At 65.9% G+C, this 22,620-nt stretch carries 15 protein-coding genes and 2 pseudogenes; 9 read left to right on the top strand and 8 right to left on the bottom strand.

All coding sequences use genetic code 11. The annotated features are described in order from the left end of the window. The first annotated feature begins 62 nt into the window (after positions 1-62). Complete coding sequence (locus UC34_RS12070) at positions 63-2,738, top strand: fused MFS/spermidine synthase (RefSeq protein ID WP_237165295.1); 2,676 nt, start codon at positions 63-65, stop codon at positions 2,736-2,738. Between the two features lie 158 nt (positions 2,739-2,896). After that, positions 2,897-3,820, top strand: coding sequence for a SphA family protein (locus tag UC34_RS12065; RefSeq protein ID WP_044458072.1), 924 nt, complete (start codon positions 2,897-2,899; stop codon positions 3,818-3,820). 319 nt (positions 3,821-4,139) lie between these two features. Here the strand turns inward: UC34_RS12065 and UC34_RS12060 are convergent, their stop codons facing one another. Beyond that, entirely contained in the window at positions 4,140-4,970 is an 831-nt protein-coding gene (locus tag UC34_RS12060) for a Crp/Fnr family transcriptional regulator (RefSeq protein ID WP_052811010.1), read from the bottom strand. Positions 4,971-5,089: 119 nt separating this feature from the next. On the opposite strand from UC34_RS12060, the gene UC34_RS12055 reads away from it, so the two are divergent. From UC34_RS12055 to UC34_RS12045, 3 genes are read left to right on the top strand one after another with little or no spacing between them, the layout of a single operon-like run. Continuing rightward, on the top strand, positions 5,090-6,772 hold the full coding sequence (locus tag UC34_RS12055) for an FAD-dependent oxidoreductase (RefSeq protein ID WP_044455739.1): 1,683 nt from the start codon (positions 5,090-5,092) through the stop codon (positions 6,770-6,772). Beyond that, positions 6,769-7,098, top strand: coding sequence for a 4Fe-4S binding protein (locus tag UC34_RS12050; protein ID WP_044455738.1), 330 nt, complete (start codon positions 6,769-6,771; stop codon positions 7,096-7,098). The genes UC34_RS12055 and UC34_RS12050 overlap by 4 nt, the downstream gene beginning before the upstream one ends. Next, positions 7,098-8,081 carry an ABC transporter substrate-binding protein gene (locus UC34_RS12045; RefSeq protein WP_044455737.1) on the top strand — a complete coding sequence of 328 codons (984 nt, stop codon included), beginning with the start codon at positions 7,098-7,100 and terminating at the stop codon, positions 8,079-8,081. Before UC34_RS12050 ends, UC34_RS12045 begins: the two co-directional genes overlap by 1 nt. Before the next feature lie 96 nt (positions 8,082-8,177). Here UC34_RS12045 and UC34_RS12040 read toward each other — a convergent pair whose 3' ends face one another. Both UC34_RS12040 and UC34_RS12035 read right to left on the bottom strand, forming a co-directional pair. Then, positions 8,178-9,212 (bottom strand): alpha/beta fold hydrolase, encoded by a 1,035-nt coding sequence (locus UC34_RS12040; protein WP_044455736.1) that lies wholly within the window; start codon positions 9,210-9,212, stop codon positions 8,178-8,180. 316 nt (positions 9,213-9,528) lie between these two features. Beyond that, the gene (locus UC34_RS12035; protein ID WP_044455735.1) at positions 9,529-10,314 is read right to left on the bottom strand and encodes an alpha/beta fold hydrolase; all 786 of its coding nucleotides are present in this window, start codon (positions 10,312-10,314) and stop codon (positions 9,529-9,531) included. A 339-nt stretch (positions 10,315-10,653) separates the two neighbouring features. Between UC34_RS12035 and UC34_RS12030 the strand changes: the two genes are divergently transcribed. From UC34_RS12030 to UC34_RS12020, 3 genes are all read left to right on the top strand, one after another. Then, entirely contained in the window at positions 10,654-12,042 is a 1,389-nt protein-coding gene (locus UC34_RS12030) for an HD domain-containing phosphohydrolase (RefSeq protein WP_084071005.1), read from the top strand. A 42-nt stretch (positions 12,043-12,084) separates the two neighbouring features. After that, positions 12,085-12,555, top strand: coding sequence for a DUF2946 domain-containing protein (locus tag UC34_RS12025; RefSeq protein ID WP_157123166.1), 471 nt, complete (start codon positions 12,085-12,087; stop codon positions 12,553-12,555). 141 nt (positions 12,556-12,696) lie between these two features. After that, positions 12,697-14,268: a PepSY-associated TM helix domain-containing protein gene (locus tag UC34_RS12020; protein WP_052811009.1), complete on the top strand. Its 1,572-nt coding sequence runs from the start codon at positions 12,697-12,699 to the stop codon at positions 14,266-14,268. Between the two features lie 76 nt (positions 14,269-14,344). Here UC34_RS12020 and UC34_RS12015 read toward each other — a convergent pair. The 3 genes and pseudogenes from UC34_RS12015 to UC34_RS12005 form a co-directional block, all read right to left on the bottom strand. Continuing rightward, a pseudogene (locus UC34_RS12015) lies at positions 14,345-15,313 on the bottom strand (citrate synthase); the annotation flags it as partial. Between the two features lie 16 nt (positions 15,314-15,329). Beyond that, complete coding sequence (locus UC34_RS12010) at positions 15,330-16,313, bottom strand: IS110 family transposase (RefSeq protein WP_039396791.1); 984 nt, start codon at positions 16,311-16,313, stop codon at positions 15,330-15,332. Between the two features lie 211 nt (positions 16,314-16,524). Next, a pseudogene (locus tag UC34_RS12005) lies at positions 16,525-16,755 on the bottom strand (helix-turn-helix domain-containing protein); the annotation flags it as partial. Positions 16,756-17,036: 281 nt separating this feature from the next. On the opposite strand from UC34_RS12005, the gene UC34_RS12000 reads away from it, so the two are divergent. Beyond that, positions 17,037-18,431, top strand: a complete 1,395-nt coding sequence (locus UC34_RS12000) for a CoA transferase (RefSeq protein WP_044455731.1) — start codon at positions 17,037-17,039, stop codon at positions 18,429-18,431. Positions 18,432-18,535: 104 nt separating this feature from the next. Here UC34_RS12000 and UC34_RS11995 read toward each other — a convergent pair whose 3' ends face one another. Further along, positions 18,536-20,311, bottom strand: coding sequence for a GGDEF domain-containing protein (locus UC34_RS11995; protein WP_052811007.1), 1,776 nt, complete (start codon positions 20,309-20,311; stop codon positions 18,536-18,538). A gap of 223 nt (positions 20,312-20,534) precedes the next feature. Then, positions 20,535-22,556, bottom strand: a complete 2,022-nt coding sequence (locus tag UC34_RS11990; RefSeq protein ID WP_044455730.1) for an NADPH-dependent 2,4-dienoyl-CoA reductase — start codon at positions 22,554-22,556, stop codon at positions 20,535-20,537. Between the last annotated feature and the right edge of the window lie 64 nt (positions 22,557-22,620).

Here is a 22,620-nt window from a genome sequence, read left to right as displayed (position 1 = left end):
CGGCGCGGCCGGGTGGTTTCACTGGCACCTGTGTCACCCCAATACGACATTCAAAGCGCGACATGACCGATATGCTGGCTTCTCCGTCCATTCCCGCGCCTCGCGACCGCCGCAAGGGCAGCAAGCCCGCATCGGCCACCGCGCCTAATCCCTCCACCCCGCCAGCCCCGTCGCCCGCTGCGGCAGACGCCTCTGCCTCTTCGTCCCTGGCTTCTCCGATCGAGACGGCGGCCCCGCCGCTGGCATGGCCGGCGTTGCTGCTCGTGCTCTCGGGCGCCTCGGCCCTTGTATTTCAGATGCTCTGGATCCGGCAACTCTCGCTCGTCGTCGGCGTGGAGGTGCATGCGGTGTCCATTGCCATCAGCGCCTTTTTCTGCGGACTGGCGTTGGGCGGCTGGTACTTCGGACGCCGCGCCGACGACATCGCGAATCCGATGCGTCTTTACGCCGCGCTCGAGGCGGCGGTCGCGCTGAGCGCGGTCGTCAGCACGCTAATGCTCGCACGCGCCGCCGCGCCCTTCGCATGGCTCGAAGCCCATCTGGGCATCGCCGCGTGGGCGCTGCCGTTTTTGCTCGTGGGTTTGCCGGCCGTCTTCATGGGCGGAACGCTACCGGTGCTCATGCGCTCGCGCGGCGCCATCGGCGGCCATGTCGGCCACGTAGGTGCGCGCCTTTACGCGGCCAACACCATCGGTGCGGTCATCGGTGTGCTGGCCGTGCCGTTCTGGCTAATTCCCGCGCTCGGCATGCAGGGGGCAGCGTTCGCAGCGGCAGCACTGAACGTGCTGCTCGCCGTCGCAGCGCTCATCGCGTCGCGACGTGCGTCGGCCACGCTGCCCTTCACGCCGGTCGAGATTGAGAGCGACGTACTGACCTCGACGAGCGACACGTCGCTCGCGCGGCGGCGCGGCGCGCTTGCCGTCTGGCTGTACGCTGCTGCCGGCGGTGTCGCGCTCGGCTACGAGGTGATGTGGTCGCAGGCCATCGTTCAGTTCATCAGCACGCGGGCGTTCGCCTTCGCCATCGTGCTGGCGACCTACCTGTGCGGCCTTACGCTCGGTAGCGCGCTGGTCGCCCGTCGAGTGGAACGCTCGCGCGACCCGTGGGGCATGTTCGCGATCCTCGTCGCCGGTGCGGGCGTCGTTGCGGCGGGCACGCTTTACGGGCTGGGCGACTGGATTTTCATCTCGCAAGGCTGGCTCGCGAGCGTGGCCTACTCGGTCACGCACAGCACCACGGTGGCCATGTGCGCGCGCTTTCTGGTGGCGGGCCTTGGCGTGGTGTTCCTCCCCACATTGCTGCTGGGCGCGGCATTCCCTTATGTCCTGCGCATTGCCGTCGACGCCGGTTACGTCGGCCGGGGTGTCGGACGCGTGGTCGCGCTCAACACCGCAGGCGGCATCGTCGGCTCGCTGGTGACGGGTTTCTGGCTGGTACCGTCGCTGGGATTGGTGCGCACGCTGGGCGTGCTCGCTGGCGTGGCGTGTGTCGTCGCGCTGATTGCCGTATCGAGAGGGGCGGGGGTAGGCAACGTGTCGCGCGGCGGCGTCGTCGCGCTGACGGTCTTGCTCTGTGCGGCTGCCGTCGCGACACCGCCGCAACGGCTCGCCACATTGCTCTCGCAGGCACGCGGCGGCGAACTCACGTTCTACGAGGAAGGCCGCGGCGCCACCGTCGCGGTGCTGCGTCAGTCGTCGGGCACGCACCGGTTCGAGCGCCTCTATATTCAGGGCGTGTCGAATTCGGGCGACGCCATGACCTCGCTGCGTTATATGCGCCTTCAGGCGCTCCTGCCGCTCATCGTCGCTCGCACGCAGCCGCAAAGTGCCCTGGTGATTGGCCTGGGTACCGGGATTACGGCGGGCGCGCTGCTGCAATATCCGGGACTCACGCAGCGTGTCACCGCCGAGCTGCTGCCGGGCGTGGTGCGTGCCTCGTCGCACTTCAAAGGCAATTACGGCGTGGCGGAAGACAAGCGCATGGACATCCGTGTGCGAGACGGCCGACGCGAACTGCTGCGCAGCACCGACCGGTACGACCTGATCACGCTGGAGCCGCCGCCGCCGAGCGCTGCGGGCGTGGCGAATCTCTATTCGACGGACTTCTACCGACTCGCGTCGTCGCGCCTGCGCGATGGCGGCGTCGTAGCGCAATGGCTCCCATTGCCCACGCAAAACGAAGCCGAAACGAAGGCCCTCATCGCCAGCTTCATCGCCGTCTTCCCGCACGCCAGTCTGTGGACGACCGAGTTGCACGAGATGCTGCTCGTGGGCGGACAGACGCCGTTGGTGCTCGACGCCGCGTCGATCCGGCAGCGCTTTGCTCAGCCGGGCGTGGCTCAGGCGCTCAAGGAAGTCGGCATCGATTCGCCGGGCGCGCTGCTCGCCACCTGGATGACGGACCGCTCCGGCCTCGCCTATTACGTGGAAGATGCCGCCCCCGTCACCGACGACCGTCCCGGCATCGAATACGCGCCGTGGGTGGGCCGTCAGGCATTCGCCCCGACGCTGCGTAACCTGCTCGCCTTGCAGAACGAGCCGCCGGTCGTCGGCGCCGACGATGCGCTCAAGGCCGAGTTCACCCGGTCGCGCGACGCGTTGCGGGCCTTCTACGGCGCGTCGCTGGCCGCGCTCGACGGCGACCGCAGCACGTGGGCGCGTCAACTCAACACGGCCATGCGACTGGATGGCGACAACCCGTACTTCCGCTGGTTCGCAGGCAAGCCCGATAACAACTAAGACAACGACAACCGTTCCCGTCAATGATGTCCGAGACCACGACCATGGCGCATTCGCTCTCCACGCCCGATACGTCGACCACGAACGCATGCGCAGTGCGCCAGCGATTCCCTCAATTGCGGCCATGGCGCCCGGCGCTGACGCTGGGAGCCGCGATCATGACGCTGGCCACCATCGCACCGTCAGCCAGCGCGACCGAAGGCGCGCTCGGGCGACCTGTGAGCGGCACAGGGGTGCAGCCAAACGCCGGCGTGGTCTCGCCGGAACCCATCTGGGCGGTCAATCTGGCCGAAATCTACTTCGACGGCAACATTAGCGGCAGCCGTCAGGTGCCGATTGCGGGCAAGACCTCGCTCGGGCTGGACGGCGAACTGTCGTTCACGCTCGCTACCCTCATGAAGACGTGGAATACGGGCACCGGCGCGTGGAACTTCGCGTCCAGCTTCACATTGCCGTATCTGTGGACAAAGGCGACGGCTTCCCTGAGCGGCGGCCGCGGAAATTCCACGAGTACGTCGCAGACCGCATCGAACCTGTTCGATATCACATTCACACCGATCATCGCGGGCTATCACTTCTCGAAGACCGACCACATGTCGTTCTCGGTGGCGATCTGGGCGCCGACCGGGCGCTACGATCCGAATGCCCTCGCCAACCCGAGCCTGAATAACTGGACGTTCATTCCGCAGGTGGCCTACACGAAGTTCGTGCCGGCCTACGATCTGGAATTCGACGTGATCGCCGGGGTGCAGTTCTACACGCGCAACACCGCCACCGATTACCAGAACGCGCCGCTTTTCACGCTCGACGTCATGGGACTGAAGAAGTTCTCGAACGGACTGGGCATCGGGCTGGTCCTCGGCACCACCCAGCAGTTGGGCAGCGACAGCGGCCCCACCGCCGACCAGCTCAATGGCTTCCGGGGCCATGACTTCGCGCTGGGCCCCATCGTCACCTACGACACCAAGCTCGACGGCAAACACCCGCTGTCGTTTTCCGCACGCTGGGTGCCGACCATCACCGCGACGAACCGCCTCAAGAGTACGAAGACGTTCATGGCGACGGCGACGCTGGTGTTCTGATCCAGGCCCCCGGCGCGGCGGGGGCTGATTGACCCGGTCGCCCTTGCGGCACGCGCCGCCGCGCCTGCACCTCGCCTGCACCGCACATTCGCGCGCACGGTTCGCGACGTTGATCGCCCTTCCTCGCCCTCCCTTCCTCCCTCCTTGCTTCCCTGCGCACCTTCCCCTGCGCCGCTTCTCTCCCACACGGATCACGCCGCCGGGCTGGCTCGCCGCCCCCCGGCATCGGAATTTAAGTAGAAGAAATCCCGCGAAACACTGTCGGCTTGTCGACAGATCGCCTCGCCCGGCCGCTCACACAATAGTCCTGACGCGTTTGTCAGGGCTCAACATCCCGCCCCTCGCTGATCGCCTGCAAGGCTGCCATATCCAGCAACGTCACGCGCCCGTAGCGCACGCGCACCAGTTGCCGGTCCAGAAACCACCGGAACTCCCGGTTGAGGTACTGGCGCGAGGCCATCAGCAAGGCGGCGAGGTCCTCCTGCGACAGCCGGAGGTTCAGTGTCACGCCCGATGCGTCGGGCACGCCGTAGCGCCGGGCCAGCGCCAGTAGCTGATACGCGAGACGTGCGCGAAACGGCTGGAGGCTATGCCGACCGAGCCGGTCATGCAGGCCACGTGCGCGACCGGCGATCAGGCGCAGCAGCGATGCGGTGAGCGTCGGGTCCCGTGCGAACTGTTCGTGCAGTGCCTGCGCGGGAATGTGAAAGAGCCGGGTAAGGCCCCGGGCGCGTTGATGGTGAACGGAGGTCTCCCCAGTGAGTACCGCAATGAAATTGGCGACCTCCCCCGGCGGAATGAAGTCTTCGACGGCGCGACCGCCCTCTGGATTGGTCCACTCCCATTCGAGCACACCGGACAGGATGACGTGGACATCCGGGCATGGATCGCCGGCGGCGTAGATGAGCGTGGCGTCGGGATAGGTTTGCAGGCGACCGGCCTGAATCAGGGCGAGAAGGACGTCGTCGCGCCATTCGCGCAGGCCCGCGTTGTTGCGAAAGGCGGTCCAGATGATCGCACGCTGGCGCTCGGTCAGATCGCGGCCATTCGCGTGCAGGGGCAAATGCGAAGCGGCCTGCGCGGCAATGTCGCGCGCAGCGTTGGCGTAGCCGGCGGGCGGCGTGGGTGTAGACGCGGAGGGTAACTGCATGACACCGAGAGTTTGGGGGAATGAGCGGGAACGTTTGCCGGTCGACCACCGTAACGCGTTTCGGCACCGCGCCTAGTAATGGATGGGCATATGGAAATTCGACTCAGGAGCGTAAGTAAATGAAGACGAGTGTGGAATCGAGCGTGACATCGAGGTCGACCCCGGAAGCGAGATCGCGCAAAGTCACGGACGCCTTTGTCGGCAAGCGTCACGACACGGACGTGCTCGTGATCGGCGGCGGCCCTGCGGGAACATGGGCCGCCATCAGTGCCGCCGCAAAAGGCGCGACAGTCGTGTTGGCTGACAAGGGCTACTGCGGCACCTCCGGGGCAACGGCGCCCTCGGGTACGGCGATCTGGTACGTGCCGGACGATGGTCAGACACGCGAGCGCGCCAAGGCCAGCCGCTTCGAGATGGGCGGCCAACTTGCCGAGCATGCATGGATGGATCGCGTACTCGATCAGACCTGGGACAACGTCGAGCAACTCGCGCAATGGGGCTACCCGTTCCCGGTCGACGAGTTCGGCCAGTCGCAACGCACGTCCGTGCAGGGGCCCGAGTACATGCGCCTGATGCGCAAGCGGGTCAAGGAAAGCGGCGCACGTATTCTCGACCATAGCCCTGCCCTCGAACTGCTGGTCGACGACGATGGCGCCGTGACTGGTGCGACCGGCGTCAACCGCCAGACCGGCGAGACGTGGCTCGTGCGTGCGAACGCCGTAGTCATTGCGACCGGCGGCTGCGCATTTCTGAGCCGGGCGCTGGGCTGCAACGTGCTCACCGGCGACGGCCAGTTGATGGCCGCCGAGGTGGGTGCCGAGCTCTCGGGCATGGAGTTCTCGAATGCCTATGGTCTTGGCCCCGCCTTCGCCTCCGTCACCAAGTCCATGTTCTACAAATGGGCGACGTTCTACGATGAAGACGGCCGGAAGATCGAAGGCGCGGGTTCGGCGCGAGGGCGAGGTGTCATCGCCCGCGAACTGACCACCGGGAAAGTCTTCGGCTGCCTCGATCTGGCCGACGATCAGATTCGGGCCTGGATGCGCACGGCACAGCCGAACTTCTTCCTGCCGTTCGACCGGCTGGGCATCGATCCCTTCACGCAACACTTTCCCGTGACGCTGCGCCTGGAGGGCACGGTACGCGGCACGGGCGGGCTCAACGTCACGGACCACGATTGCGCCACTTCGGTAACCGGGCTTTACGCCGCCGGCGACGCCGCGACACGCGAATTGATCTGCGGCGGCTTTACCGGCGGCGGCAGCCATAACGCCGCGTGGGCCATGTCGTCGGGATTCTGGGCCGGCGCCGGGGCGGCGACCTTTGCGAAGGACAACCGTCGCGCGACGTCCGTTTCGCTCTATCACACGGGTGGCGTGGGACTACAGGCGTCGTCGTCATCCGAGGCCATCGACAGCGCGCAAGTCGTCCGCGTCGTTCAGGACGAAGTCTTTCCGCTCGAGCGCAACTGGTGGCGTCGGGCCGATCTGCTCGACGATTCGCTAACGCGGCTCGACACGCTATGGAAACGCGTGCGCTCCGGAAGTCCGGCAGGCACTGCGCAAGAGGCCGTGCGTGCACGCGAAGCCGCCGCCATGCTTGCGACTGCGCGCTGGATGTATCGCAGCGCGCAAGCGCGCACCGAAACTCGCGGCATGCATCGACGCGTGGATCACACCGCTGTGGACGACGCACAGCATCACCGGCTACTGAGCGGCGGACTCGACGACGTCTGGGTGCGCAGGCAGCCGGTCACGGTGCGTGCCACACCCGACGCCATCGCCCAGGGAGCCCTCGCATGATCGAAATCGTGAACGAGGCCCGCTGCACCGGCTGCAACATCTGTGTGCGCGCCTGCCCGACCAATGTCTTCGAGGCGGTCAAAGGCGGTGTTCCCCGCATAGCGCGGCAAGACGACTGCCAGACGTGCTTCATGTGCGAGTTGTATTGCCCCGAGGACGCCCTGTTCGTCGCCCCGCAGGCCGATCGTGCAACGACGCAAACCGACGCGCAGCGCCTGCGCGACGTGTCCTGGGGCAGCTATCGCGATGCCGTCGGCTGGGGCCCCGGCCGACACTCCACTGCGGCGCTCGACGCCAGTTATGTTCTGTTGACGAAGGCACATTGATGACGAAAGACACACACAAGGGGCTGTCCCGCACGCGCCGCACGCTACTCAAAGGCGCAGCCGCGGGACTGATGATGGCCGGCAGCGGCGCACGTGCGGCGATCGCAAACGGCAGCGGCAAGACGTTGCGCTTCGGTGTCATCGGTCCGGCCCGGGCGCCGGCCGCGCCGACCGGCTATGCGCTCGATCGCGGCTACCTGCTGCGCGAACTGGCGCCATTGGGTTTCGATAACGTCCGTTTCGACATGTTTTCGAACGGGCCCGACCTGAACGAAGCGTTCTTCTCCGGAACGCTCGACGTCGGCATTTACGGCGATACACCCGCCGTGGTCGCGCGCTCTCAAGGTCTCAAGGCGCGCCTGATCGGATTCGAGGAGATCGGGCTGGCGGCATGGCTGCTCACCCCGCGCGGCGGCGTGAGCAGCGTCAAGGCGCTCGAAGGCAAGACCGTGGGGGTGCCGCTCGGCTCGTACATCCACCGGTATCTGCTCGGCGTGCTCGACGGCGCAGGGCTGACGGGGCGTGTGCGCGTTGTGCATATGCTCGGGCGCGACGCCGGCGCTGCCCTCGAACACGGTTCCATCGGCGCCTATGCGGCGCAATCGGATCTCGGGCCGACGCTCGCCGCACAGGGGTATCCCGTCATCGACAAGGCGGCCCAGCATCCCGAATTGCTCGGGTCGTCGGTCATCGTGGCGTCTGACAAGGTGCTCGATCAGGCCCCGGCATTGCCCGCCGCATGGAACCGGGCGCGACGCGATGCGCTCGCCGACATCAAACGCGATCCGGCCGCTTATTTCGACTTTCACCAGCGCACGAGCGGCATTCCGATCGAAACCGTCAAGATTTCACATCCCATTGCCAACTACCCGGGCGATGCACTCCCGTCCTCCGGCATCCAGCTCCTCGATGGCGTCAAACGTTTCCTTCTGGACAGTCGCCTGATTCGTCACGACTTTGCCGTGCAGCAGTGGCAGACGTGAGCGGCACCGCGGTGTCCGCCAGGGGCCGGGCACTGACGCCCCGCAAGCGCACAAGCGCCCGCCCGCGCAACGGGTTGGCGCTTGTGCGTCGGCAAACTACAGCGAGACAACTTCCAGGATGGCGTCGGCAAACGCCTTCGGCGCTTCCTGCGGCAGGTTATGGCCGATGCCGCCGCCAATGTCGCGATGCTGATATTTGCCGGTGAACTTTTTGGCGTAGGCCGCCGGTGCGGGATGCGGCGCGCCATTCGCGTCGCCTTCCATCGTGATCGTCGGCACGCCAATCGTCGGACCTGCCGCCAGACGTTTCTCCAGCGCGTCGAAGCGCGCCTCGCCCTGCGCGAGCCCGAGACGCCAGCGGTAGTTGTGAATCACGATGTCCACGTGATCCGGGTTATGAAAAGCGGCGGCCGAGCGGGCGTACGTTGCGTCGTCGAACTGCCACTTCGGCGACGCCAGTTGCCAGATGAGCTTGTTGAACGCGTCGGTGTTCGCGGCGTAGCCCTTCGCGCCGCGCTCGGTCGCGAAGTAGAACTGGTACCACCATTGCAGCTCGGCCTGCGGCGGCAACGGCGCGGCATTGCCTGCCTGACTGCCGATGAGATAGCCGCTCACCGACACCATCGCCTTCACGCGCTCGGGCCACAGGGCGGCGACGATGTTCGCCGTGCGTGCCCCCCAGTCGTAGCCGCCGAGAATCGCCTGATCGATCTTCAGGGCGTCCATCAGTGCGATGACGTCGGCGGCCACCACGGCCTGCTGGCCGTTGCGCGGCGCATTGGCCGAGAGCAGACGCGTCGTGCCGTAACCGCGCAGATAAGGCACGATCACGCGATAACCGGCTGACGCCAGCAGCGGCGCCACGTCAACGTAGCTGTAGATGTCGTACGGCCAGCCGTGGAGCAGGATCACGGCCTTGCCGTGCTTCGGACCGGTCTCGGCATACCCGACGTTCAGATCGCCGGCCTCGATCTGTCGAAGCGCTTCGAACGACGTATGTGCGCCGACGGATGCCGGGGTGGCCGCGCTGGTCGCATTTGCCAGTTGCGACAAACCGATTTCGGCGAGGGTTACGCCTGCGAGCGTGGTGCCAAGAAGACGACGACGGCGAAGATTGACCGGATCCGACATGACCTATGACCTCTCTGAGTGATATACCGGCGCACCGGTGAGCGATGGCGCCGAGGGTTACGCCGTCCGTGTCCCGCCGGGCTTCCATGGCTGACGGATCACGGGTTGAGCGCTTGCCCACCGTTATATCTGTCGGATCGAAGCCGTTTATGTCCGAATGTATCCGTCGAGACAAGTGACACATACGGATTCAAAAATCCGCGCCGCAGGTGGCTGCGGCTCGCCGGATATGACAAGGGCGACAGCGTTCGACAACGCTGTCGCCCTTGCCTTCACTGCCTTGGCTAGCGATTGCGCAGTGTCGCCCTGCACCGTGTCACTTCACGCTGGCCACGGCGTCGAGAATCACCTTCGCCACGTCGGCCGGACGCGACTGCTGCGGCACGTGGCTCGTGGGCAACTCAGTGACCTTTGCGCCGATCGTGCGAGCCATGATGCGCTGCGCTTGCGGGTTGATCATGCGGTCGTTCTGACTCACGACGAACCACGACGGCTTCTGACGCCAGGACGCGACGCTCAGCGTGTCGGCGAACGCGGCGCCCTTGATCGGGCCTTGAGTGGCGGCCATCACACGGGCTTGCCTGGCGGGCACGTCCTGCGCGAAGTACTGGGCGACGTCGGCCGGCGGCAGGCTGAGCCAGCCGCTCGCGTCCGCCACGATATGGTCGATGCCGGGAGCCTTGGGCAGATCCTTCGAGAGCGATTCGACCGACTGGCCGGCGTCCGGCGCGAAGGCCGCGACGTACACGAGGCTTGCCACCTTGTCGTCCTTGCCGGCTTCGGTGATGACGGCGCCGCCCCACGAGTGGCCCACAAGCACGACCTTGCCGGGCTGGTTGTCGATGGCGCGCGTGGCGGCGGCAACGTCGCCCGCGAGCGAATCGAGCGGGTTCTGCACGGCGGTGACCTTGACGCCCTTGTCCTGAAGCAGCCCGACAACCTTGGCCCAGTCCGAGCCGTCGGCGAAAGCGCCGTGTACGATCACGACGGACGGCGCGGCGTCGGCAGTTGCCGCAGTTGCCGCAAATGCGCCCTGCGCGGCGGCAGCGCCCAGAAGACCGGTGCTCAACAGGATGGCGGCGAGGGTAGAATGGCGGTTCATGAAAATCTCCTTGATGCTCGATTAGCAAGGTTTGCGGGGTAAGTCCGAAGGGTGTCGCTCGGCGGTTTGGCTGCCTGACTCGACTGGTTGCCAGTGTCGTCGTCCGGCGCGTGCTGCGGTATCGGACGATCGACCGACCCGCGACTGTCTCTTGATGACGACGTCGGTCGACAGTGGCCCACTTTCGTTACCTTCGATGCCGCTCATGCCCTGCATGTGCTTCATGCCCCTTCTGCTCTACTGACGGCCACGCCTTTGTCCCGCGCCCTTAACACGCCTTCGAGCACCGCCGACCTCACCGACGCGATTCTTGCGCTCGCTTTCATTGGCGATCTCAGCATGGGTCGCTCGACGGATCACTCACGTCGCGCCGCCTGCCTTGCCGGGTGGCTCGCCCAGGCGTGCGGCGCCGATCTCGATGCGCAGAATCACGCCCGCGCCACGGCCTTGCTTCGCTGGTCGGGATGCACCGCCAACGCCGGGGGCTTTGCGGAACTGCTCGGCGACGACGTCGCTGCGCGCGAAGCAATGATGGCCCAGACCTTGCCGGCGCTCTCCGCACACACCCAATCGTTCATCGTGCCGTTGGCCCTGATTCACTGCGAAGTGTCGGGCGACGTCGCCGCCACGCTGGGGATGCCGTCGGCCGTCGTCGATGCATTGCGCAATGTGTTCGAGCGCTTCGACGGCAAAGGCATGCCTGCCGCGCACGCCGGCGACGCGATTCCCGCGACAGTGTTCTTCGTGAACGTTGCGAGCGACCTGGAAATCCTTGCCCAGGCGCACGGCCGCGATAGCGCCTTCGCCTTCCTGCGCAGTCAGGCGGACGCCAAGTACCCCGCACGGCTGGTCGACACCGCCCTGCACCATGCCGGACACTGGCTGGACGCGCTCGAATCCGCGTCCCCCGATACGGGCGACTGGCAACTGGCGCCTGTCGGGCGCCACGCCGACGTCCCCCTCTCGCTGCTCGCCGATGTCACCGAGCTCAAACTGCCCTGGCTCGCAGGCTTCTCCCGTCGCACGGCCGATCTGGCCGCTCGCACGGCACGCAGCCTCGGGCTGGACACCGACGTGCAGACGCAATTGCATGCGGCGGCGCTGCTGCATGGCATTGGCCGCGCGGCACTGCCGAACCGGCTCTGGGAGACGGAGGGCAAACTGTCCGCCGACCAGTGGGAAAAGGTCCGCCTCGTGCCGTACTGGAGTTCGCGGGCAGCCCGGCAGATCGAAGGATTGCGCCAGACGGCGGAGCTGGCGTCGTATGCCTATGAGCGGCTCGACGGCAGCGGATACTTTCGCGGCGTCTCGGGCCCGGCCTTGACCACGCCGCAGCGCGTGCTCGCGACGTCGGTTGCGTTTGAAGCATTGCTCGCACCGCGTCCGTGGCGCGACGCGATGCCGTTCGACGAAGCCGCCGACACCCTCACGCACGACGCGCACGCGGGTAAGTTCGACGCCGATGTCGTGACGGCCGTCGTAGCGACAGCGCAAGGCCAGACGGTGCGCCCGCGCTCGAGCGGCGCCGGTGCAAGCGCGCTCCTGTCGCCGCGCGAGCTCGACGTGCTGCGTCAAATCAGCGCAGGCCTGAGCAACAAGGAAACCGCACGCGCATTGGCGCTCAGCCCGAGCACCGTGCGCACCCATGTCGAGAGCATCTTCCGCAAACTGGACTGCTCGACGCGGGCCGCCGCGACCCTCAAGGCGCTGACAGCGGGCATGCTCTGACAGGCCGCGTGATAGCATTTCGGCTTCCATAGGAATCGCCTCTTGTCCACACGCATGACATCCAACGCACGCAAACGCCTGAGCGCATGGCTTGGCCTCGCGGCCATGTGGCTCGCCGTTTGCATGCCGATGGTCAGTCAGATGCTCGCCGCGCATCGCACGGAAGCCGCGCGCATGCTGGACGTAGCGTTCTGTGCCGTCGACGGCGATGCCCGCCCGCTGTCCGCCGTGACGACGGCATCGGGGCAAGCGCACGGCAGCGATGCCGTGCACGCCATGCACACCGACGGGAACCACGCGTCGCCGATGTCGCATGGCGCGCACGATAGCCAGAGCGACCTGTGCGGCTACTGCTCGCTGCTTGCCAACCATCCTCCCCTCGTCATGCCGGCGCTGACCGGCGCGGTGCCGGTCGCCTGGATTGCGCGCGCGGGACCGCTTGCCGATCGCGTTGCGTCCCACACCGATCCCGCCCGCACGCCGCCGGCCCGCGCGCCGCCTGCTCTTTCCTGATCTCGCACTCAGTCCGATGCCTCGTCCCGCCCGGTGACGGCGTCGTTTCCCTGTTCGCGTGTACGCCCGACGGATCGTCGCATCCGTGGCTTGCATGCGTCGCTGCCACCGCGTGGCGACACGAGACGGAATCGTCGCAATATGCAGATCCCCTACACACAGACACCGCATACGCGTGAGGCACAATCCGCATCCGCCGCCGGCCAGTACCGCACGCTCTGGCGTTGGCATTTCTACGCAGGTTTGTTCGTCATGCCGTGGCTCATGGTGCTGGCCATCACCGGCACCCTTTACGTCTTCCAGCCGCAAATCGAATCGTGGCTGTATCAGGACCGGCTGGCCGTCGTAGCGACCGGCGCGCCGCGAATCAGCGAGCAAGCATTGATGGAACGCGCAGCGGCGACGCTACCCGTTGGCTCACGGATCAGTTCCGTCGAGGTGAATCGCGATCCGGCGCGCAGTGCCGAATTCATTTTCCGCTTGCCGGGTGGCGAGCGGGAAAGCGTGTATGTCAACCCTTACACGGGCGCAGTCCTCGGTACGTTGAGCGTCGAGCATCGGCTCATGGCGCAAGTGCGGGCGCTCCATCGCTCGCTCATGCTGGGCAAGCCCGGCGAACTGCTCATGGAACTGGCCGGTTGCTGGACGCTGGTGATGCTGGTCACGGGCCTCGCGCTCTGGTGGCCGCGTGCCGGAGCAACGTGGGCCAATGCGTTGCGCCCGCGTCTGCAATTGCGCGGACGCGCGCTCTTGCGCAATCTGCACGGCGTTGCCGGACTGTGGCTTGCGGCGGGCGGACTGGCGTTCGTACTGACGGGTCTGCCCTGGTCCGGCTCCTGGGGCGCACAGTTCAAGGTGCTGACGTCAAGGATCGGCATGGGCTCGCCGCCGGGCGTCTGGGGCGAAGCGCCGGTGCGCTCGCAGGTTCCGTCCAAGCCAATGAAAATGGACGACCTGCCCATCGCCCAAATTCCCTGGGCCGTAGGCAATACGACCGTGCCGCGCTCGATGCCCCGCACGATGCCGCCCACCGCCGCTGACACGGCGACGGCGATGCCGGGGATGCAAGGAATGCCCCGCACAGCCCATGGCGCGAACGACATGCCCAGCGCCTCCGGCAACACCGACGCGCATGCAGGGCACACCGGACATGGCGCCGGGCGCGACGCCGGTCTGACGCCCGCCGGTCTGCGCGCGAAAGGGGCGCTGCCGGTCGATGCGGTGATGGCGATTGCGTCGCGTCTGGGGGTTCAGACCGGCTACAGCCTCGTGGCGCCCAAGCGGCCGGACGGTGTCTACACGGTGTCGTACTTCCCCGCCGATCCGAAGGCCGAGCGCACGATCCACATCGATCAGTACAGCGGCAAGGTGCTGCGCGACATCGACTACAACGCCTATGGCGCGATCGCGCAGGCAGTCTCCTACGGAACCTCGTTGCACATGGGCCGCTACTTCGGCCGCGCGAATCAATGGCTTTGCGCGTTGATTTCGACGGGCTTGTTCGCAATGGCGGCGACCGGCTTCGTCATGTGGTGGATGCGGCGCCCGGCGCGCGCGCTGGGCGCACCGTCGCGCCCCGCATCGCGCCCGCCGATGCGCGGCTGGACGCTCGGCATGATCGCGCTGGGCTGCGTCTTCCCGCTGATGGGCGCGACGATGGCGCTCGTATGGGTGGGCGATCGTGCCGTGTTCGGACGTCGTGCGAAGCCATAACAAGCCCTGGCAAGCCATAAGCGGGGGCGATGGCGCGGTCGACGACAGCGCGCTCAGCAGGTGCTGTCGCAACGGCTCACGCTGGTCGCACGCCCACGTAGGCTGCACGAGGACGTATTAGTTGCGTACTCTCGCGCTGCTCTCTGGCGTGTGCGATCCAGCCGATGGTGCGCCCAAGCGCGAAGAGCCCGAACGCGGCGCCCACTGGCAAGCCCAAGTGACGCCGCACCGCCACCAGCGCGAAGTCGAGTGACGGGCGCTGGCCGATCAGAGCATCGGCCGCGTCGATCATGGTCTGCCACGCCGGATGAGCAGGCAGCACGCGAGCGAGCATGGCGCTGGCCCGCACGTCCCCCGCCGGGTACAGGTGGTGGCCAAAGCCGGGCAGTTTCTCGCCACGCGCAAGACGTTCGCGCATGCGGTTCGCGGTGTCGATGTCGCCGAGTTCGTCCCACATCGCTTCGTTGCGGGCCGTCGTGCCGCCGTGGCGTCCGCCGGTCAGGGCCGACAGCCCTGCAATGATCGCCGCGCGCAGACTCGCGCCCGTGGATGCCACGCAACGTGCCGTGAAACTCGACGCGTTCAGTTCGTGGTCGGCGCACAGCACCAATGCCATTCGGATCAGGTCGGCCCCCTCGGCGTCGTTCACACCCCAGGCGTTGGCACATTGCTCGTGAATTGGCGCAGCGCTCGGCAGCGTGCCCAACAAGCATGCCGTCATCTGCCGCAGCAACACGGCGCTGCCCTGTGCGACGCGCAACGGATCGCGTTGCCAGATCGCCGTGGGCGCATCGTCGCTCACGACGGTAAACGTGGGGAGCAGCGCCGCTTCTGCGCGACGATCTCGATAGCGCTCGAGCAGCATGACCGGCCAGTCGGCCGCGAGCGTTCGCGTGATCTCGCTCGTGTCGCCACAGGCAAAGGCTTGCGCCTCGTCGCATTGCCACAGCCACGCCGCCGTCGCCTCCACCGATGCCGTTTGCGCCATCGTCAGCGCATCGCGCCCGCGGTAGTAGCAGCGACCGTCCTCGATCAGCGTGATGGAGATACCGTCTTGCCCGTCAAGCGATTGCGACGTAGTTCGCCCGATAAGGCTGTCGTGTCTTCAGAACGCCGAAACACAGATGCACAAGCTTACGCATTGCAGCGCCGAGTATAGACATGGTGGATTTGCCACGCGCTGCCAAGCGTTCACACAATGCCTTGATGTGGGGGTTATAGCGTTTAGCGACGACGGCCGCCATGTAGAGAGTTGCCCGTACCTTGGGCGGCCCGGCCTTCGATAAACGTGAAGGGCCCTGGATCGACGATCCCGACTGCCTCTGCACCGGCACCAGGCCGAGATACGCCGCAAGTTGTTCTGCAGAATCGAAGTGGCGCGCGTGCATGATGGCAAGCAGCGTGCGGCCTACCTGAGGGCCAACTGCCGGGATACTTTGCAGCAACATCAAGTTTGCTTTAAGGCCCGGATGGGCAGCAATGTGATCATCGATCTCGCGTTGCAGGCTGGCTAAATGGCGCTCCAAAAACTCGATCGTCTCGAGAATCGAATGCAGGACTAGCGCCGTTGGAGCCGTGATTTCCGCTTTCTCATGCCGGTTGCGCTCACGCTGAAGATCTTGTGCAAGCGCTTCACGGCGCGCCATCAGTGCTTGAAGTATGCGAGCCTCGGGCGCTGGAGGACTCCAGCGCATTGGCCGTGCGTGCATCGCAAAGCGCGCTAACACGTGGCTGTCTACAATGTCGTTCTTCGTGCGCACGCCCATTCCGGTCGCAAAAGCACGCACCTGCGCAGGATTAACGACAGACACGGAGAGCCCGGCATCGTGCAGGCCACACGCGGCCATCTCGTGATAGACGCCGGTACCTTCGAGCGCGACATGTACGTGGCTCGGCTCGGTGTGTCTCTTGCCCAACCAGCCCAACAGATCGGTTAGGCCGGCGCGGCTATTGGCAACAACCTTCGTACTACGCTTGCCGTTTGTCATGTCCAGCAGGCAGCAATCCAGCTTGGCTTTGGCAACATCAATACCGAGGTAGAACATCAATTTGATCCTTAATCGAGGAATCAATACCAACTCACCCACTTGCCTTGTACATACAGGGTCCACGCCCTTGGCTACCGTTCAGTGTCTGTGCTGGTGAGGGCGAGGCGAAGGGCATTATCTCCACAGCAAGGTCCAAGCCTTCAGGCTCCAAACATGCTCACTTCACCTCATGTGACGGTAGCTAACCATCACGAAGACGAAGATACAAGGACTCCAGCACCGGCGTCCCCCAATCGAGCGCAGCCTTGGCCACCTCTTTAGGTTTGCGCCCGCGCGTGCGCTGCGCCGCAAGGCGCTCGACGTCAGCCGCACGGTAGCGACGCTCGCGATGCGTCTTGCCCGGCTCCGCATGCAATAGCCCTCGGCTTACGTACGCGTAAAGCGTCTGGCGCGACACGCCGAGACGTTCGGCCGCTTGCGCCGCGGTGAAATAGTTCATGGTCGAGTCCCCGACGAATACGGAATGAGGGAATGAGACGCCAACAGATTGATTAAGTTAATCAATATTGACAATAAAATCCATGGGCTTAAGCTTCAATGCGCCGGCAGTCTTGCATCGCGACTCACTGCGACGCCACGTATCGAATCGTTCGAGGACTTCCCATGCATTGCTCTGCATCCGACGCCGCTTCTGTTTCTGCATCCGCCTCAGTCTCCCTCCCCGGCACTGTCATCCCGCTCGCTGAGGATACGGGCTTCGTTGCGGCCTATCTCTGCGCAATGCGACGTGCCGTCACCGGCAGCGCTGGCGACATCAGCGATGGCGGCCCTGAGATCACTCTCACGATCAGCGGCGAAGGCGCGTTGCCATGCGCATTTCCTTACACCGACTTCGCCACGTCGGCCATTGCGACGGCAACGCTGGCCGTGGCTGGACTCGCGGCCGGTGCGGCAGGCGACTACGGCTTGAACGCGCGTGCCGCAATGCCTCGCGTGAACGTCGACCGACGGTTGGCGTCGTTCTGGTTTCAAACATCGTTGCGGGCTCAGGGCTGGTCGTCGCCTCCCATGTGGGACCCGATCGCCGGCGACTATCGAACCGAGGATGGCTGGATCCGGTTGCACACGAACGCCGCGCACCATCGCGCGGCAGCACTGGCCGTGCTCGGCGTCGAGGCAAAGCGTGAGGACGTGGCGCGCGCCGTGACGACGTGGAAAGCCGACGCGCTGGAGAGCGCGATCGTCGCTCAGGGAGGATGCGCTGCCGCCATGCGCACGCTGGCGCAATGGCGCGAGCATCCGCAAGGCATGGCCGTCGCGGCCGCGCCGCTGCTGCAATGGGAGACCTTCGATGTCGCCGATACCCCCCGCGCACGTCAGTGGCAACCGATGCGCGAGCGGCCGCTGAGCGGCATTCGCGTGCTCGATCTGACCCGTATCCTCGCTGGGCCGACGGCCACGCGCTTTCTCGCGGGCTTCGGCGCACAGGTGCTACGCATCGATCCACCGGACTGGGACGAAGTCGGCACGGTGCCCGAGGTCGTGCAAGGCAAACGGTGCGCCCGACTCGATCTGAAGCAGGCAAACGGGCGAGCCGTGCTGGAGGATTTGCTTCGCGATGCGGACATCGTCGTCCACGGCTATCGCCCCGATGCACTGGAACGTTTAGGATTCGGCGCCGCGCGCCGTCGTGAACTCAACCCGGCGCTTATCGACGTCTCGCTCGACGCCTATGGCTGGCAAGGCCCCTGGCATGCCCGGCGCGGCTTCGACAGCCTGGTGCAAATGAGTGCCGGGATCGCCGATGCCGGCATGCGTGCCGCCGGCGCTCAGCGACCGGTGCCGCTACCCGGACAAGGCATCGATTACGCGACGGGATATCTCATGGCGGCAGCGGCGGTCCATGCGCTGGCACTGCGTCAGACACGCGGCGCAGGCACGACGATTCGTGCGTCGCTCGCGAGCACCGCCGGCTTGCTGGCGACGCATCGCTCGTCGGTCGATGGCCCCTCACCACTGGCCGGAGAGGCACCTGCGGACCTGTCGTCGCGCATCGAAGATACGTCGTGGGGACCGGTGCGGCGTGTCGCAACGCCGATGTCGATCGTCGGCACGCCGGTCGATTGGGCCCTGCCCGCCATGGCGCTGGGTACGGCAACGCCTCGCTGGGCATGAGTGTCGGGCATCAACGCGAGCGATGCAGGGCGTGTGATGCCCACGCGCCCTGACCTGCTTGCCACAGCGGCCCACTCGAGCATTTGTCGATCATTACCCGATCACTAGTCGATCGCATGACGCCGGGCTTGCCGGGCGGCATGCAATTGGCGCTCGGCCTGACTCAGTAGCGACGAGAGATTTGGCGGCTCGCCGGTTGGCGCCCCCTCGGCGTCGAACGTCGTGGGGTCCGCCATCGCAATCCCGAAGCTCGCCGTGAGCGGCAGCACCTCGCCGTTGGGGAGCTTCAGGGCCGTGGCTTCGATGCGTCCGCGCAGCAGTTCGGCAAATTGGCGTGCCCGCGACTCGTCCAGCACGCGCGCCAGCACCACGAAGGCATCCGCGCCCAAGCGCGCCACGACGTCTCCCGGCTGCGTCGTGTTCAGGCATACCGCGCCCACACGACTCAGCACGTCGTCGCCCACGCTGTGACCCCACGCGGCGTTGATCTGGGTGAAGTTGTCGATATCGAACTTGATCAGCGTGACCCGGCCCGGCGCTGCCGCGGCGCATAACGTCTGCGCCTGACGCGCAAACGCCCGCCAATTCATCAGTCCGGTCAGCGTGTCGGTGTCTGCGGTCATCTCCAGCTCGCCCAACAATCTCGCGCGTTCGCGCCGCAGTTGCACCAGTTCGACGGCGTTGAGGCGCAATACGCGCAGGGCATCGAACACCGCGCTGACCTGAGGGCGCTTTAACGGCAAGCCTTCGCCGGGCACAGTGGCATCGAGATTGCCCTGCGCGAGCGAGTCGACAAAGCGGGTGGCCGCCTCGAAGGGAAGCACCACCGTGCGCCGGAAGTTCCGCAGGACAACCACGATCACCAACACGAGGATGACCTCGGCCACCGCCGTCAGGATCAATAGCCGCAGTGCGTTGGTGCGCCGCGCCTCGACGTTGTGCTTCGCGCGCGCGAGCATGCTGTCGCGCAGGTCGGTGATCGCGCGCATCGTCGGCACATAGTGGGCGGCGAACTCGGCCGTCGTCATCGAGGGCGGGCGTGGCTGGGCGGCCAAGGTACGCACCGTCGCCACGTAATGCAGCCCTGCCCCGAAGTACTGCGAATTCAGGGCGTTGAGCGTGCCGGGGCCGAGTTCCGGCGGGTCCGTCACCCGGGAAACGATCATGTCGCGAAGCTGGTCGATGCGCCCGAGCGTGCGCTCAATGGTGCGCTGATCCGCTTCGTTGAGCATTTGCCGGGTGGTGAGCGCGGCGGTGAAGTGCGAGCCGAGTTGTCCTGCGTGCTCGCGAAGATCGGCAGCCAATCGGGCGAGGATGATGTAGTGAAGTGCGTCTGGCGCGCCACGCGAGACGACATCGATGCGCGACGACGCGACCGGCGTGAAATCGGCGATGACGCGGACCATACGCTCGACAGCGTCTCGCACGGCCGCGTCGCTACGCATCTCGCGTGGACGCTGCACCAGCAGGTCGACATTGGCGCTTGCCGCCGCGAGGTCGAGTCGTGCCCGTTCGACGGCACGCAGACTGCTCGCGCATTGACCGCATCGGTCGGACGAGAGCACGGTGAGCAATGCCTGAAGACGCGCATTGGTCGCATCGCGCGCGTTACGCAACGCGATGACCGAGGCGTCGGGCAGCGGGAGGTCTGCGCCGAGCACGGCATTGGCCGGCCCGCGTTCAGCAGACGCTTTCTCCATCGCCAGCAGCGTGGCGCGCAACGCTTCGAGGGCGAGCTCGGCGTCGCTGGCCTGGCGGTAAGTTCCCCAGGCCAAGACAAGCAGGCCACTACAAAGGATGACGACAGCGGAGACAACGGCGAGGTTCTGTAACCGGAGACGACCGGTGAACGAACCGGCCGAGAGTAACTTGCGCTTCATTGACGATGACACCGTCGGCCACACGGTACAGGTTCCCACTGAGGCCGCTGCGAAGACACCGTGACGGCGCACCGTAACGGTGGCATCCGCAGCGTGCCGCGGAAACGTCGTGCCCGGCACTTGGCACGTACGCTTGGCATCGTGAAACCGCCTTCAATCAGCGGGATTCACGAGGCCTCATTCTCTCACAACGGTATGCCGCGCCCCGCGTGGCTCTCTAAAGTTATAGGTCGATCGCCAGCTCCGTTCCCTGCCGGATCGCCCGCTTTGCATCGAGTTCCGCCGCCACATCGGCCCCGCCAATGACATGGACACGCACACCCGCAGCACGCACACCATCAGCCAATTCCCGCATTGGCTCCTGTCCCGTGCACAAAACTACGTTATCAACGGATAGGACGTGAGGCGTGTCGTCGATGGTGACGTGCAAGCCTTCATCGTCGATACGGCGATACGTCACACCGGGAATCATCTCTACGCCACGGTGTTTGAGTGAAGTTCGATGAATCCATCCCGTGGTCTTGCCCAGCCCGTCGCCGACTTTCGACGTCTTGCGCTGCATCAGGTAGACCTTGCGCGGCGATGTCTGCGGCGCAGGGGGGCGCAATCCGCCGGCATGCGCATAGGACGGGTCGATGCCCCACTCGGCATAGAACTTCTCCGGCACGAGCGTGGCGCTCTCACCGGCTTGCGTCAGGAACTCGGCGACGTCGAAGCCGATGCCGCCCGCCCCGATCACGGCAACGGTCTGGCCGACCGTCGCATCGTCGCGGAGCACATCGATATAGCTGAGCACCTTTGGATGATCGATCCCCTCGATCGCGGGCGTGCGCGGCACGACACCGGTCGCCAGCACGACGTCGTCGTAGCCGCCCTCGACGAGCGAGTCCACGGTGGCACGCGTGTTCAGCCGGACCTTGACGCCGCTCGCGTCCAGTTCGTGCCGGAAATAGCGCAACGTTTCGAAGAACTCTTCCTTGCCGGGAATCCGCTTGGCCATATTGAACTGGCCGCCGATCTGCGCGTCGGCCTCGATCAGCGTGACGTCATGCCCTCGGCGGGCCGCGACGCTCGCGGCGGCCAACCCGGCGGGCCCAGCCCCGACCACCGCGATACGCCGCCGGCGCCCGGTCGGCTCGATGCGCAACTCCGTCTCGTGACACGCCAGGGGGTTGACCAGACACGACGTGATCTTGCCGCTGAAGGTGTGATCGAGACACGCCTGGTTGCACCCGATACAGGTGTTGATGGTCTCGGCGCGATCGGTGGCTGCCTTGTTCACGAACGCCGGATCGGCCAGCAGCGGGCGCGCCATCGACACCATGTCCGCCTCGCCGCGGGCAAGAATCCGCTCAGCGACGTCCGGCACATTGATGCGGTTCGTCGTAATCAGCGGAATGCCGACATGCCCTTTGAGCTTGCCGGTCACCCACGCAAAGGCGGCGCGCGGCACGCTCGTGGCAATTGTCGGAATACGTGCCTCATGCCAGCCGATGCCGGTATTGATCAGGGTGGCGCCCGCGGCTTCGACCGCGCGCGCGAGTTGCACCACTTCGTCGAACGTGGATCCCCCTTCGACCAGATCGAGCATCGACAGGCGGTAGATGATGATGAATTCGCGCCCCACCCGCTCGCGCACGCGTCGCACGATCTCGATCGGAAAGCGGATCCGGCGCTCGAAACTTCCGCCCCACGCATCGGTGCGATGGTTGGTGCGAGCCGCGATGAACTCGTTGATCAGGTACCCCTCGGAGCCCATGATTTCGACGCCGTCGTACCCGGCACGCCGCGCGAGCGCGGCGCAGCTCGCGAAGTCGTCGATGGTCGCCTCGACCTCGTCGCTCGTCAGTTCACGCGGTTTGGCTGGCGTGATCGGCGCCTGCAAGGCGCTGGGGGCGACGAGATCGGGATGGTAGGCATAGCGCCCGAAGTGCAGGATCTGCATGGCGATCTTGCCGCCGGCCGCATGTACCGCTTCGGTCACGACACGGTGTTTGTCCGCTTCGTCTTCGGTGCTGAGCTTCGCGCCGCCCGCGTAGGGACGTCCGGCGTCGTTCGGTGCAATGCCGCCCGTCACTATCAACGCCACACCGCCTCGCGCCCGCTCGGCATAGAACTCGGCCATTCGGGCGAAGCCGTTGCGAGCCTCTTCCAGACCGACGTGCATCGATCCCATCAGCACACGGTTGCGCAATGTCGTAAAGCCCAGATCCAGGGGCCGCATCAGGTGGGGATAGCCGCTCATCGTTTTGTCTCTCTCTCGTCGTCCGGCGTAGCGCCTTGGGAGGTGGGGGTTGAAGGCTGCGGGC

Source organism: Pandoraea vervacti (assembly GCF_000934605.2).
Classification (GTDB): Bacteria; Pseudomonadota; Gammaproteobacteria; order Burkholderiales; family Burkholderiaceae; genus Pandoraea; species Pandoraea vervacti.
This window is presented reverse-complemented; position numbering and strand designations above follow the sequence as displayed.